At 43.8% G+C, this 14,176-nt stretch carries 10 protein-coding genes; 6 read left to right on the top strand and 4 right to left on the bottom strand.

Features of this window, described 5'->3' with window-relative positions; genetic code table 11:
* Positions 1–46 precede the first annotated feature (46 nt).
* From AC1DU2_RS12495 to AC1DU2_RS12470, 6 genes are all read left to right on the top strand, one after another.
* Positions 47–1,015, top strand: a complete 969-nt coding sequence (locus AC1DU2_RS12495; RefSeq protein WP_477384766.1) for a glycosyltransferase family 2 protein — start codon at positions 47–49, stop codon at positions 1,013–1,015.
* A 6-nt stretch (positions 1,016–1,021) separates the two neighbouring features.
* Positions 1,022–1,792 (top strand): glycerophosphoryl diester phosphodiesterase membrane domain-containing protein, encoded by a 771-nt coding sequence (locus tag AC1DU2_RS12490; protein ID WP_477384765.1) that lies wholly within the window; start codon positions 1,022–1,024, stop codon positions 1,790–1,792.
* 3 nt (positions 1,793–1,795) lie between these two features.
* Complete coding sequence (locus AC1DU2_RS12485) at positions 1,796–3,292, top strand: GH3 auxin-responsive promoter family protein (RefSeq protein WP_477384764.1); 1,497 nt, start codon at positions 1,796–1,798, stop codon at positions 3,290–3,292.
* Positions 3,293–3,485: 193 nt separating this feature from the next.
* Positions 3,486–4,673: a 1-deoxy-D-xylulose-5-phosphate reductoisomerase gene (locus AC1DU2_RS12480; protein ID WP_477384763.1), complete on the top strand. Its 1,188-nt coding sequence runs from the start codon at positions 3,486–3,488 to the stop codon at positions 4,671–4,673.
* A 16-nt stretch (positions 4,674–4,689) separates the two neighbouring features.
* On the top strand, positions 4,690–6,018 hold the full coding sequence (rseP, locus tag AC1DU2_RS12475) for an RIP metalloprotease RseP (RefSeq protein ID WP_477361742.1): 1,329 nt from the start codon (positions 4,690–4,692) through the stop codon (positions 6,016–6,018).
* Between the two features lie 156 nt (positions 6,019–6,174).
* Complete coding sequence (locus AC1DU2_RS12470) at positions 6,175–6,774, top strand: GNAT family N-acetyltransferase (protein ID WP_477384762.1); 600 nt, start codon at positions 6,175–6,177, stop codon at positions 6,772–6,774.
* A gap of 271 nt (positions 6,775–7,045) precedes the next feature.
* Here AC1DU2_RS12470 and AC1DU2_RS12465 read toward each other — a convergent pair whose 3' ends face one another.
* The 4 genes from AC1DU2_RS12465 to AC1DU2_RS12450 all read right to left on the bottom strand — a co-directional run bounded on the left by AC1DU2_RS12465 (position 7,046) and on the right by AC1DU2_RS12450 (position 14,174).
* Positions 7,046–10,174, bottom strand: coding sequence for an efflux RND transporter permease subunit (locus tag AC1DU2_RS12465; protein ID WP_477384761.1), 3,129 nt, complete (start codon positions 10,172–10,174; stop codon positions 7,046–7,048).
* Between the two features lie 156 nt (positions 10,175–10,330).
* A complete protein-coding gene (locus AC1DU2_RS12460) occupies positions 10,331–11,425 on the bottom strand; it encodes an efflux RND transporter periplasmic adaptor subunit (RefSeq protein WP_477384760.1) in 1,095 nt (364 codons plus the stop codon).
* 13 nt (positions 11,426–11,438) lie between these two features.
* Complete coding sequence (locus AC1DU2_RS12455; protein WP_477384759.1) at positions 11,439–12,740, bottom strand: TolC family protein; 1,302 nt, start codon at positions 12,738–12,740, stop codon at positions 11,439–11,441.
* A gap of 69 nt (positions 12,741–12,809) precedes the next feature.
* Positions 12,810–14,174, bottom strand: a complete 1,365-nt coding sequence (locus AC1DU2_RS12450) for a sensor histidine kinase (protein ID WP_477384758.1) — start codon at positions 14,172–14,174, stop codon at positions 12,810–12,812.
* Positions 14,175–14,176: the final 2 nt, after the last annotated feature.

Here is a 14,176-nt window from a genome sequence, read left to right as displayed (position 1 = left end):
CTTCATATGCACATTTGCACATCTGAAATCTGCACATCTAAAAAACATGTTTTTTTCCATCATCATTCCTTTATACAACCGCCCGCAGGAGATCAAAGAATTACTGGAGACCCTGGTGCTGCAAACGTACCGGAATTTTGAGGTTTTGGTAATTGAAGATGGATCGGTTAATGACGCCGAAGCTATCGTAAACAGCTTTGTTGGACAGTTGGATGTTCGCTACTTTAAAAAAGCAAACGAGGGTCAGGGTTTTACACGCAATTTTGGATTTGAACGCGCCAGGGGCGATTACTTTATCATATTCGATTCGGATTGTTTGATCCCGGCAGATTACCTGCAGATTGTAAATAATTCGTTAACCGCAAATTACCTTGATGCCTACGGCGGCCCCGACGGAGCACACGCGTCATTTACGCCTACGCAAAAGGCCATCAGCTATAGCATGACCTCCCCTTTTACAACAGGCGGTATCCGCGGTAATAAAAAAGGGATTGGGCAGTTTCATCCACGAAGTTTTAACATGGGTGTGTCAAGGCAGGTATGGGAAAAAGCAGGCGGCTTTATTATCACCCGATTGGGCGAGGACATTGAATACAGCATCCGCATCCATTCGCTTGGTTTTAAAATAGGGCTGATACCCGACGCCATCGTTTACCATAAACGCCGTACCAATTTTGTACAGTTTTTTAAGCAACTGCACTTTTTTGGCAGGGCACGTATAAACATTTATAAGTTTTTCCCGGGGGAATTAAAGGCGGTGCACTTTTTCCCGGCGGCGTTCACACTATTTTTGCTTTTTACGCTCATTTTCAACCTATTGGGCTGGCAGATTGCCAAACTGGGTAACTTTATAGTGTTGTTTATCATTTTGTTAATATTTTTTCATGCTTGGTGGAAAAATAAATCAGCAAAAATCGCATTTTTGAGCATTATAGCTGCCTTCACTCAACTAACAGCCTACGGGATAGGATTTATGCAGGATTTTTGGAAGCGGGTAATTTTTAACAGATCATAATAACCTATGTACCACACCTTTTCTGTTGCAGAAACCATTAAAACTGCATGGAATATTTTAAAGAAAAATTTTGTGCCACTTGTTGTGTATTCGGTTATTTCGCTGTTTATAAATGAGGTGCTTGACTTTTTTAAGACTTTTTTCTTGGTTGGCGATTACCTTACTACCACTATTTTCTTCTTCATAGCCTTGATAACGCAGTGCTTTATTGGTTTAAGCTTTTACAAACTCATATTAACCTTAATGGATAAGGAATATTATGAATTTGAGTTTAAAGATATTTTGCCATCGGCTAAAATGACATTCAATTTTGTTATTATCGGCTTTTTAACAGCATTTTTTGTTGCAATATTATTCTTCTTCTACGTATTGGCTCAACGGTTTCTGGGGTTGGAAAGCATATTTCAAACGATAGAATTATTGATTATCCTCTACATAAGTCTCCGCAGTATATTTTGCATCTGCTTTATTGTTGACGATGATTCGGCACCGATAGAATCGCTCAAACAAAGTTTCGAAATAACCAAGGATAACTTCTTTAAAACCCTTAGTATATTTATTATTATAATAGGCATTCTGTTTATCGCATTGATACCTGTTTTCCTGATCATAAATTTAACCGGACTTGATGAAAAGGGTGGATTCATATTCAGGTTAGCTTTTTATTGCTGGTTTTTGCTAACGTTCCCTTTTATCCAGGTAATTATTATGGTTACCTACCGTAAATTAGTTTATAGCCACCTGGATGTTGACGATGACCTGTCCGAAACCAATTAACCAATGGGCCTTAAATCTGTATTAAGCAAAGTTTTTGCAGCCCTGGTAAACAGGGAGCTTAATCAGTTGCGTAAAAACGCCCTTGTATTGCAGCAAAATACATTTAGCAATCTTATTCACCAGGCTAAAGATACCGCCTTTGGTAAAGCGCATAATTTTTCACAGATCAATAGCTACGAAGATTTTAAACGAAACGTACCTATCCACGATTATGAAGACCTGCGCCCCTATATAGACAGGGTTGTAAAAGGCGAAGAAAATGTGCTATGGCCGGGCAAGCCAAAATACCTGGCCAAAACATCGGGCACTACATCGGGTGTAAAATATATCCCGATATCAAAGGAAAGTATGCCCCAGCATATTAAAGCCGCCCGCAATGCCTTGCTTGCCTATATTCATGAAACCGGCAACGCCGGTTTTGTTGACGGTAAAATGATCTTCCTGCAGGGAAGCCCGGTTTTAGCCGAAAAAAATGGCGTTTCAACCGGGAGGCTTTCGGGCATAGTGGCACACCATGTACCCGCCTACCTTCAAAAAAACAGGCTGCCCAGCTATCAAACCAATTGCATTGAAGATTGGGAGCAAAAGGTTGACGCCATAGTTGACGAAACTTTTAATGAAGATATGCGCCTCATCAGCGGCATACCGCCCTGGTGCCAGATGTATTTCGACAGGCTTTCGGCAAAGTCTGGCGGCAAAAAGGTGAAAGATATTTTCCCTAACTTTAAATTGTACGTGCATGGCGGCGTAAACTACGAACCTTACCGCGCCCGGATGGAGGAAAGTATTGGTTTTAAAATTGACTCTATCGAAACTTATCCCGCATCTGAGGGCTTTATCGCTTTCCAGGATTCGCAAAAGGAGCACGGCCTACTGTTATTAGTTGATTCAGGCATATTTTACGAATTTATTCCTTCTGAAGAATACTTTAACGAGCACCCAACCCGCATCAATATCAAAGATGTGGAACTGGAGAAAAACTACGCGCTTATCATGAACACCAGCGCCGGGCTGTGGGGGTATAGCTTAGGGGATACCATTAAATTCATATCTAAAAACCCTTATAAAATCATTGTAACCGGCCGTATTAAACACTATATATCGGCCTTTGGCGAACATGTTATTGGCGAAGAAGTAGAACATGCCTTAATGAGCGTAGCAAAGGCCGAGGGGGTGGATGTTATTGAATTTACCGTAGCCCCGCAGGTTAACCCAGCGGTCGGGCAACTCCCCTACCACGAGTGGTTTGTTGAGTTTGGAACACCACCCGCCGATCTTCAGGCCTTTGCCATAAAAGTGGACAAAGCCCTGCAAAAGAAAAATATTTACTATTTTGACCTGATTGAAGGTAACATTTTGCAACCTTTGATCATCCAAGGCCTACAAAAAAACGCGTTTATAAATTACATGCGTTCGGAAGGAAAATTGGGGGGACAAAATAAGGTGCCAAGGCTATCAAACGACAGGAAGATAGCAGATGGCTTAAAAGCGTATATTTAAGCCCTCTAAATCTCCCCTAAAGGGGAGACTTTAAAGAGCGAATTGACATAGACGAAGCGTATTATAATTATATTCGCTGAAATAAAAAAAGGGTGTCATGCTGAGCGCGTCGAAGCATAGCGGGTAAAGGCCTCTCCTCGCGTCCTTCGACAAGCTTAGGATAACCGGCATTTTTCTTATATAGATATTATAATTGAGTAACCAGATAAAAAACATTGCCATTTTAGGCTCAACAGGCAGCATAGGTACCCAAACACTTGAGGTGATAAAAGGCAACAGCAACCTGTTCAGGGCTTTTTTACTTACAGCGCACTCCAACGCCGGGCTATTAATTAGCCAGGCTATTGAGTTTGTGCCTGCGTATGCCATTATATGCGATACCGGCAAATACCTGCAGGTTAAAGAGGCCCTGGCGCACCTACCCATTGAAGTACTGGCAGGCCACCAGGCTATTATTGATACCGTTACGCATCCTGATATTGATGTTGTGCTTACAGCAATGGTTGGCTTTGCTGGGTTGGAGCCTACTATTGCCGCTATAAAGGCGGGTAAAGATATCGCCCTGGCCAATAAAGAAACTTTAGTTGTCGCCGGCGAAATTGTAACCACTTTAGCCAAACAGCATGGGGTTAACATCCTGCCGGTAGATTCTGAACACTCGGCCATATTCCAGTGCCTTACAGGCGAGGAAAATAACCCGGTAGAAAAACTGATCATCACCGCGTCGGGCGGGCCTTTCCGCGGCCGTAGCCTTGATTTTTTGGCTGGTGTAAGCCGCGAAGACGCCTTAAAACACCCCAACTGGGTTATGGGCGCCAAAATCACCATCGATTCAGCATCGCTCATGAATAAGGGCCTGGAGGTGATTGAGGCAAAATGGCTTTTTGATGTAGATGCAGAGCAGATTGATGTGGTGGTTCACCCGCAATCTATCATCCACTCGATGGTGCAATTCAGGGATGGATCGATAAAAGCGCAAATGGGTTTGCCGGATATGAAACTGCCCATCCAGTACGCGCTCACCTACCCTAACCGCATCCAAAACGATTTTAAACGGTTTGATTTTACCGCCTACCCTAACCTGACTTTTGAAAAACCAGACCTGGAAACTTTTCGTAATCTTGGTTTAGCTTACGCTGCGTTAAAACAAGGTGGTAACATGCCTTGTATTATTAATGCGGCCAACGAGATTGCCGTTGCAGGTTTTTTAAATAACAGCATCGGTTTCCTGGCCATGAGCGATTTGATTGAAGAGTGTATGCAGCAAATCGCCTTCGTATCACAACCAACCATAACCGATTATTTGAATACCGACAAAGAAACACGCATCTTTGCGCAAAATTTTATACAAAAACTGCCGTTAAAGGCAATAAACTATTAATAGATAAATATAACGAATGAGTATAGTGATCATGGTAGGCCAGCTTGTACTGGGCCTTTCAATTTTAATCATCCTGCACGAACTGGGGCACTTTTTAACGGCCCGGGCTTTCGGGATTAAAGTAGATAAATTTTACCTGTTTTTTGACGCGTGGAATATCAGCCTGTTTAAGTTTACATATAAAGGTGTTGAATATGGCATTGGCTGGCTGCCTTTAGGTGGCTATGTTAAAATTGCCGGTATGATAGATGAATCGATGGATACCGACCAGATGGCCGGTCCGCCGCAGCCCTGGGAGTTCCGCTCAAAACCAGCCTGGCAGCGTTTAATTGTAATGCTGGGCGGTGTTACGGTTAACATTATTTTAGGTATTGTTATATTTTGGATACTGACCATCCGTTTTGGCGAAAGCTATATCCCCAATACCAGTGCGCAATATGGCATTGTACCAGGCGTGGTAGGCAAAAAAATAGGCTTATTGCCGGGCGATAAAATTACCGCCGTTAATGGTAAAGAAATTGTACGTTTTGACGATTTAACAAGCCCAAAAGTATTGCTCGAAAACACGGTATTCACCGTAGTGCGCGGTGCCCAAACATTAAGCATTACAGTGCCGCATACCATATTAAATGATTTGGCCGATCATGGTATTGAAGAATTCATAAGCCGCGTACCACGTACCAAATTTTCTGTCGATTCGGTTTATGGCAATGCTAAAAAAGCAGGCCTGCAAAAAGGCGATAGCGTGGTGGCTGTAAACGGCCGGCCTGTAGTATTTTTTGACGAGATTCAAAGCCAGCTGGCGGCAAACAAAGGCAAACTGGTTGACCTGAGCGTAAAACGCAACAGCACCATTTTGCCAATAAAAGCCCAGGTAACTGCCGATGGCACTATTGGTTTTGCAAGGCCAAAAAGCGATTTCCCCGAAGTAAAGACCATAAAATACGGTTTCTTTCAATCATTCCCTATCGGTGCGGCAAGAGCTATCAGCACATTTACTGATAACGCCAAAGGTCTGGGTAAAATATTTAAAGGCGATGTTAAGTTTAACAAAGCCGTAAGCGGCCCTGTTGCTATAGCAAACCTGTTTGGCGGCACTATTGACTGGGTTCACTTTTGGAGCCTGGTAGGCTTTTTATCAATGGTATTAGCACTGATGAACCTATTGCCTATCCCGGCACTTGATGGTGGTCATGCTGTGTTCCTGATAGTGGAGATGATAAAAGGTAAACCACTAAGCGATAAGTTCCTGGAGCGTGCGCAAATAGTGGGCTTTGTAATACTGGTTACCCTGATGGTATTTGTTTTTGGAAACGATATTGTGAATAAAGTAATGAAGAAATAGGCTGAAAGCCAAAAGCATAAGGCTGAAAGCCATAATAAAACAGCCCGGGGACAAAATCTTCGGGCTGTTTTTGATTTGTGGACACCGGGGGCTTATTCAACTATAAATCAATTTTTGTCTGTTAGCACGCCGCATAATTTCCGATATTTACCAGCCATGTACACGCTTAAATACCAGGAGTTTTCTGAAGCCTTATACCAGGCATTACAACCCGATCCGTTTTATATCAGGCTATTACAATCAATCCCCGGCGATAAGGAGAAACGGGAGGCTTTAATAAGCTACCTTGATTATTCGATGTACGAGGCCGAAAAATACGGTCTGCTGTTTATTCCGGACCAACACAGGTATGGCGCGTCTGTATGGAGTAAGCCCTTAAGTGCAGCGCTTGAATCAGAAAAAGGCCGCGAAAAGAAAACATTCCTGAAAACCAATTTAGGTGATGGCGTACTTGATGCCTATGTGCAAATGGTCGATTTTATGTCGGCAAAACTGGAGGGTTTAATTGGCCCCGAATCATGGTACCTTTCCATCGTCGGCATTAAGCCGGAATTTCAGGGTAAAGGTTTAGGTGTCGGTTTGATAAACGAGATATTGAAAAAAACCGATAAACTGGGCTTGCCCACGTACCTGGAAACTTTTACGCCCAGAAATATTTCATTTTACAACCGGTTAGGGTATGAAACTGCGGCTTCGTTTTTGGAGCCGCTTACCAACGCCACGTATTGGGTAATGGTAAGGGAACCTCGTGGTTAAAAACCCGGGCAAAATAATTAGAAGAGCCAGGCCCCTTCGGTACCTGAATTGGCCAACAACAGGCACAAATATTGGATGCGTAAAAATTGCGCGATCAGTTTAGTGTCAACCATGATTAAATACAATACATTGTTTATCAAACACTTACAAAAAATACATCTAAAATATGTTAAGTTATGTTAACCCAATTAGATGTATTTACCCTGTTAAAAAAGCCCCCGTTATTACAACGGGAGCTCGGTTATATAGAGAAATTGGGGAAAGTTCCTTGTTATAATCTTCCGGTGTCTCCGCTTTCCACGCGTTTACGGTAAGTCCAGTAAAACACGATGGGGAATACAAACAGGTTAAAAATGGTATTGGTAATTAAGCCGCCAATTACTACGATGGCTAATGGTTTTGAAGCCTCGGAACCGATGCCTGCGGACAATGCAGCCGGCAGCAAACCAATGGCGGCCATCATAGCTGTCATGATAACCGGGCGCATCCTATCGGCAACGCCGTTTTTTAAAGCCTCGGTAAAATCAGTAAATTGATGATGGCGAAGCTCCTTAATGTTCGATTTAAATTTCGAGATCAGGATAACGCCGTTCTGCACACAGATACCAAACAATGCTATAAACCCTATCCCTGCCGATATATTAAAGTTAACCCCGGTAATCAACAAAGCCAGGATGCCACCCATGATGGCAAAAGGCACGTTGTTTAATACCAGCAACGAATCCCTGAAGTTACCGAACAGGATAAACAGGATAAAGAAAATGATAAGCAAGCTTACCGGCACTGCCTGCGACAGCCTTTGCGTGGCACGCTGCTGGTTTTCAAAATCGCCGGCCCATTCTAAGCGGTAATCTTTAGGCAGCTTAATTTGTGCATTTACTTTGGCCTGTGCTTCGGCAATGGTGCTCCCCATATCCCTGCCGCGGATAGAGAACTTGATAGCGCCATAACGACTGTTTTTATCGCGGTAGATCATACTGATCCCCGTTATCTTGCCAATATCAGCTATCTCTCTTAGCGGAACTTTACCGCCATTTAAAGTAGGTACACGCAAATCGCCTATGGCGGTTGCATTGTTCCTGAAATCTTCCGGGTAACGGATCCTTAAATCAAACTTCTTCTCACCCTCGTAAATCTGTGTAGCAGCGCGGCCGCCAATCGCGGTTTCTATCACCGCGTTGGCATCGGCAGCTGTAACACCATATTGGGCCATTTTATCCTGGTTAAGGTTTATCTGCAATTCGGGCTGGCCCATGTTGCGTAAAATTCCCAGGTCTTCAATACCGCGTACACCTTTCAGGATCTTGTAAATCTGCTCTTCCCTGCTTTCGATATAAGGATAGTTATCTCCAAACATCTTCACTACTATCGAACCCTTTACCCCCGATACCGCTTCTTCTACATTATCTGATATAGGCTGCGAGAAGTTGAGATCGACACCCGGATAAAACTTCAGTTTATCCTGCATCCGGGCAATGAGCTCTTCCTTGGTTTCTTTACGTTTCCATTCATCCTGCGGATAAATATCAACATGGAATTCGATGTTGTAAAAGCCCGTAGCATCGGTACCATCATTTGGCCGGCCGGTTTGCGATATCACCTGCTTAACCTCGTCAAAACTCAGGAAAATCCGGCGCATCTCGTTGGATAGCTTAACCGATTCTTCCAGCGAGGTGCTTAACGGGCCCGTTGCCCGCACATATATCGAACCTTCATTTAATTCCGGTAAAAACTCGGTACCTAACAACGTAAAACAACCTAAACTAATAACCAATGCAGTAACTGCTATCGGGAACACAATTTTGCGACGTTTAAAACACAGGGTATAAAAGCGAAGTGCATTTTTGGTGATAAACTCTACAAATATGTTATGACGTTCCTTTACATTTTTACGTAACAGGATGCTGCACAGCGCAGGCACCAGCGTAAAAGTTAGCAACAAGGCTCCCAAAAGCGCGAAACTCAATGTCCAGGCCAGGGGCGAAAACATTTTTCCTTCTACCTTTTGAAAGCTGAAGATGGGCAGCAAACCGGTAATAATAATAGCTTTGGCAAAAAAGATGCCCTTACCGTTCACCAAACTGGCCTGGCGGATTAACCCAAGCTTGCTCAGCTTGTTAAAATTCTCCATCCCCATTTCCTTGGCCTTGTGGTCAAGCAGTACAAATATCCCTTCCACCATTACCACGGCCCCATCTATAATGATGCCAAAGTCGATAGCGCCCATCGAGAGCAAATTGGCCGACATACCTTTTAACTTCAGGCACATAAAGGCAAACAACAGCGCCAGCGGGATGATAATGGCTACAATTACCGTGGTGCGCCAATCGGCCATAAACAGCAATACAATCACCGTTACAAATATGATCCCCTCGGCCATGTTGTGCAGCACGGTATGCGTTGCAAAATCAACCAGGTTTTCGCGGTCGTAAAAAGTATTGATCTTAACATCCTCAGGCAGTATAGTACTGTTTAGTTCTTTGATCTTATCTTTAAGGCCGGCAATAACAACGCTGGGGTTCTCGCCTTTGCGCATCACCACTATACCTTCTACCACATCCGGGTCAACATCGCGACCTACCTGGCCCAATCTTGGTAACGATGACTCGGTTACCTCGGCAATTGTCTTTACGTAAATAGGCGTGCCTTTTACGTTATTAACAACAATGTTCTTTATCTCACTTATGTTATTGAGCAACCCAATGCCGCGCACCACGTAAGCCTGCCCGCTTTGCTGTATCACATCGCCGCCAACGTTTACGTTACTTTTGGATACTGCATCAAATAACTGCAAGGGGGTAATATCGTACTGAACCGCCTTTTCGGGGTTTATGGTTATCTGGTAAGTTTTTACCTCGCCGCCAAAACTGTTTACATCGGCTACGCCAGGCACCGCCCTTATCTCGCGGCTTACCACCCAGTCCTGTATAGTTTTTAGTTCGCGCACCGAACGTTTATTACTAGTTAAGGTATAACGGTAAATTTCGCCTGTCGGTCCGTAAGGGGGCTCAATTTCGGGAGTAATACCATCCGGTAAATTGGCCTCATCAAGGTGGTTGTTGATCTGTAAACGGGCAAACGCATAGTCTACATCGTCATCAAATGTAATTTTTACTACCGACAGGCCAAACAACGACGACGAGCGCACACTGGTCTTTTTCTCGGCCGGGTTCATGGCCAGTTCTATGGGGCGGGTTACAAACTTCTCCACTTCCTCGGCGCTGCGACCGGGCCACTGGGTTATAATAGTTACCGATGTATTGGTTACATCCGGAAAGGCATCTATGGCTATGGTTTTAAAGCTGATATAGCCCGCCACCGCCATAAGCAGGGTAACAAAAAATATGAAGATCTTATTTTTAAGTGCAAAAGAAAGCACTCCTTTTATGAACTTGTTCATCTGTTCGTTTTATAAAGCCTCACCTAAGTCCTCTCCTTTGGAGAGGAATTTTGATTTGCGTGTTTTTTTATTTTCCAGACTCTATTATTAGAATGGTGGCTAAGGTTACCCCATGCTAGTCAGAACCCTCTCCTTTGGAGAGGGCAGGGTGAGGCTTTACTCCTTTAATGATTCATACAGGTAAACCTGCCTTGAAGCAACCACACGCTGCCCCGGCTTTAACCCTTTGCTGATATAGGCCACATCTTCTACCCGTTTGGCTATTTCAACAGGCTGGATATGCACTTTAGCCGGCCCATCTACAACAACCACGTAGTTTTTATTATTATCAAACACAATAGCATCTGTTTTAATGGCCGGCAGGTTCATTCCCGATTTGGCTTGGATCTTTACATTGGTAAACATGCCCGGCTTCAGCATATTATCCGGATTGCTAATCATCACCCTGGCACGCATTACTTTATTATCCGGATCGAGCACGTCAAAAAGTTTGTCAATTTTGCCGGTAAATACTTTATCCGGATAGGCCAGTGTGGTTATTTGTACAGCATCGCCAAGTTTTACACTGGCAATGTCTGATTCATACATATTGATGAGCACAAACACCGACGACAGATCGGCAATGGTAAACAGGTTCTGGTTATTATCCGCGCGTACCTGCATGTCATCCGTCACATTCTTTTCGATAATGTAACCGCTTAGCGGTGCCTGGATTTCATACCCTTTGCCGTTGCTTTTATTGATAGACATGATAGAACCGGCCCTATTGTTTTCGGCGGTAGCTTTTTGATAATCAGATTTTGCCTGCTCCAGGTCTTTTTCAGATGACAGGCCGCTTTTATAAAGATCCTTCGTAGTTTCCAGCTGGCGTTTGGCGTTTCGCAGATCGGCCTGTGCCGAAATCAAATCTCGGCTGAAGCCGGCAATCTCGGCACTTTTCATGGTGGTAAGCACCTGGCCTTTTTTAACCACATCGCCCAACTGCACATGTACCGACTGTGCTATACCGCTCACCATCGGAAAAATTTTTACCATTTTGCTTTCATCCGGCGCTATGCTACCGGTAAGCGTAATTTCCGACAGTGCGTTTTCGGCCTTCACGGTGTCAATAACCAGGCTGCGCAATAAGGTATCAGTTACCTCAAAACGGGTATCCTTTGCCGCTTCGTCCGGGTGATGCGAACAGGCAGACATGGACAAGATAAGGGCCGGAACAATACTAAAAATAACTATTTTATATGGGCGATACATGATCTGTGTGTTATTATTGATTAAAGAATGGTGTGCCGGTTGCAAAATTCAATTGCTCTAACGAGCTGATGCGGTTGAGTTGCAGGTTATTTAACTGCAGCGTATTGGTTTTATACGAATCATAAAAATCAAGAAACTCCAACAGGCCGATGTTATGTTTCTGGTAGTTTTTAAACACTTCCTGTATCAAGTGGTTAAAATCCTGTTTAAACTTAGGATCGAAGCTATTGTACAGGTTTTCAAGGCGTAAAGCGCCCTTATAATCATTAGCCAGTTCGCTTTCCAACTGGTCCTGCTGGCTTTGTAATTGCACCTTACTGGCATCCACCGCTATACGGGACTGCTTTATGCCACCCTGGTTGCGGTTAAAAAACGGCAGCGAAAACGCGATGCCCGCGCTTGAATAATCGCGGATATAACTACCCTGCTTGTCATAAGCCAATGAAAGGGTAACATCGGGTATAGCTGTTGCCTTTTGCAACTTCAGGTTAATGTTGTTATAATCAACAACCGAGCGGGCAACTTTAAGATCGTTGCGATTGGCATAAGCCGAATCTATCAAACGCTGATAAGGTACATCTGACACCATATTTTTTCCTTCCAAATTGATATCAACCTGCGGCAGTACATAACTTGATGGTTTGGCGCGGATCATCAGTTTCAACTCACTTTGGGTATCGTCAATACCATTCATCAGGTCGTTAAGCTCCGATTGCAGCGAGTATAGCTGCGACTGGATACGCAGTACTTCTTTTTGGGCGATATTGCCTTTGGCATACTGTTCATGGAAAGCCTTAAGCGTTTTAGCCAGCGAATTAATCTCTTCCTGGTAAACCTGTGCCGATTGCTCCTGGAAATAAACCTTATAAAAATCGTTCCTGAGGGTATAACGTAGCGTACGTAACAGGTCAAATAGCTGGTACCGTGCCTGCTGTACACTTATCTGCGCCAGCTGGATATTTTTATTGCGCTTGCCCGCAGTTTGGATAAGCTGCGATAGCTGGGCCGAATATTCGCCGCCATCATGGCTGGTATCAAAAAAGCGTTTGGTTTGCGGGTTGTATAAAACGTTGGCAAAACTAAAGTCGGGATTGTTGAACAACCGGGCAGTAATTATTTGCGCCTGCGCCTGGTCAACACTATAGTGCTGAATAATGAGGTCGAGATTATTTTTTAAGAATTGGGCTTCTGTCTCTTTCAATGACATCCTGAGAGTATCGCCGCCGGAGGGTTGCCCGTAAACCGGGCCCCCGACAGCTATACACCATAGTAATAGTTGAATTGAAAAAAGAACGATAACAAATTTTCGGTGCATAGTTTATTTGTTTGGCGCAAAACTATACCACCCAAATTAGACCAGCATTAAAGCGGGATTAGAAAGAGATTAGAAAATTGGCACAAAACTAATGGTAAAAGTAGTGCCCTGCCCAACTGCCGATTGTATGTTAATGGTGCCATTAAATAGCTGGATAATTTTAAAAGCTACATACAGCCCTACCCCATTGCCATCAAATACGCGGCCGTTTGCACTGCGATAAAACGGGGTAAATATTTTTTCCTGATCATCGGCAGGGATACCAACGCCCTTATCAATAATTGTAATTACTATGGATTGGTCATCGGCATTTAAACGGCAAATAACGGGTTGATTGTGCGAGAATTTGAATGCATTACCAATAATATTATTGAAGGCTATTTTAAGCAAAGTGAGGTTGGCATTGATAAAAAGTGCCTGTTGATCATCGGGCAAATGATCAATTTGCACCTGCAATTGCGGGTGCCCGGCCGACATAGCCCAATGATGCTGCAACTCCCATATTTGTTCATCAATCTGGATGGGTTCCAGCTTTGCGCGGGTATATTCCATATCCGTTTGCGCCAGTTCCATCAGGCTGCTGATGGTATCACTAAGCCGCCCGGCATCGTTTAAAACCGAATTTAACAGTTGCTCATAATCTACAATACTGCGCTGCTTGTTCAGGGCAACCTCAACTTCGCCAATGATACTCGTAACCGGCGTGCGTAACTCATGCGATGCATTGGCAACAAAGGTTTGCTGTAATTCAAACGAATTTTGAAGATGGCTAAGCAAGCGGTTAAAATTAAGGGCAAGGGCACTTATTTCGTCCTTGCCTTTTCCTTCATCAACCCTTACATGTAAGCTGCTGGCATTAATTTGCTTCATTTGTTTGATAAGCCCATCAATGGGCATTAGCGACCGCTTTGCAAACCACCTGCCTATAAAAAATAAAACGCTGTTCACTACTATCAGAATTATGATCATGATGCGAATAATACCCGACAGGCGCACCTTTGCTTGCTGGTCATAAGCGGAGGCCAGGATCACAAAATTACCCTGGTTGTCATGATAGTAAATACCTATTGTTTGCCGCTCTCCCTCCCTAAAGCTGATGTACTTTTTTGCGCGGACTTCTTCAATCGTGTTAAAACTCCAGTATTGCTCTTTATCTTTTATAAACGAGGCTATGTTGTTGGCATTGTAAACCCTGATTACCTCGTTGGGCAACTGCTCCAGCATACGTTCGCGAACGTGGTTTAATGAATCGGATGATATTTCGTCGGCTTCGAGGTATAGCTGAGCGGCTACTTTTGCCCTGTCTTTTAAATGGCCGTAAAAATCTGTCCTGAAAAAATCGGCAAAAGCCAGGTACATGCTCGCCATAATAACCAGCAGCATGGCCGAGCTGAGGAGTGTAAAATTTAAGGCAAGCCTGTTTTTTATTTTCATAC

Source organism: Mucilaginibacter sp. P4_C11 (genome assembly GCF_056402115.1).
Note: the sequence above shows the minus strand (reverse complement) of the source record. Positions and strands in the feature narration are given on the sequence as shown.

Coding starts and splice junctions, on each gene's coding strand:
- AC1DU2_RS12495 (WP_477384766.1), top strand. CDS start 47: ATGTTTTTTTCCATCATCATTCCTTTATACAACCGCCCGCAGGAGATC.
- AC1DU2_RS12490 (WP_477384765.1), top strand. CDS start 1,022: ATGTACCACACCTTTTCTGTTGCAGAAACCATTAAAACTGCATGGAAT.
- AC1DU2_RS12485 (WP_477384764.1), top strand. CDS start 1,796: ATGGGCCTTAAATCTGTATTAAGCAAAGTTTTTGCAGCCCTGGTAAAC.
- rseP (WP_477361742.1), top strand. CDS start 4,690: ATGAGTATAGTGATCATGGTAGGCCAGCTTGTACTGGGCCTTTCAATT.
- AC1DU2_RS12470 (WP_477384762.1), top strand. CDS start 6,175: ATGTACACGCTTAAATACCAGGAGTTTTCTGAAGCCTTATACCAGGCA.
- AC1DU2_RS12465 (WP_477384761.1), bottom strand. CDS start 10,174: ATGAACAAGTTCATAAAAGGAGTGCTTTCTTTTGCACTTAAAAATAAG.
- AC1DU2_RS12460 (WP_477384760.1), bottom strand. CDS start 11,425: ATGTATCGCCCATATAAAATAGTTATTTTTAGTATTGTTCCGGCCCTT.
- AC1DU2_RS12455 (WP_477384759.1), bottom strand. CDS start 12,740: ATGCACCGAAAATTTGTTATCGTTCTTTTTTCAATTCAACTATTACTA.
- AC1DU2_RS12450 (WP_477384758.1), bottom strand. CDS start 14,174: ATGAAAATAAAAAACAGGCTTGCCTTAAATTTTACACTCCTCAGCTCG.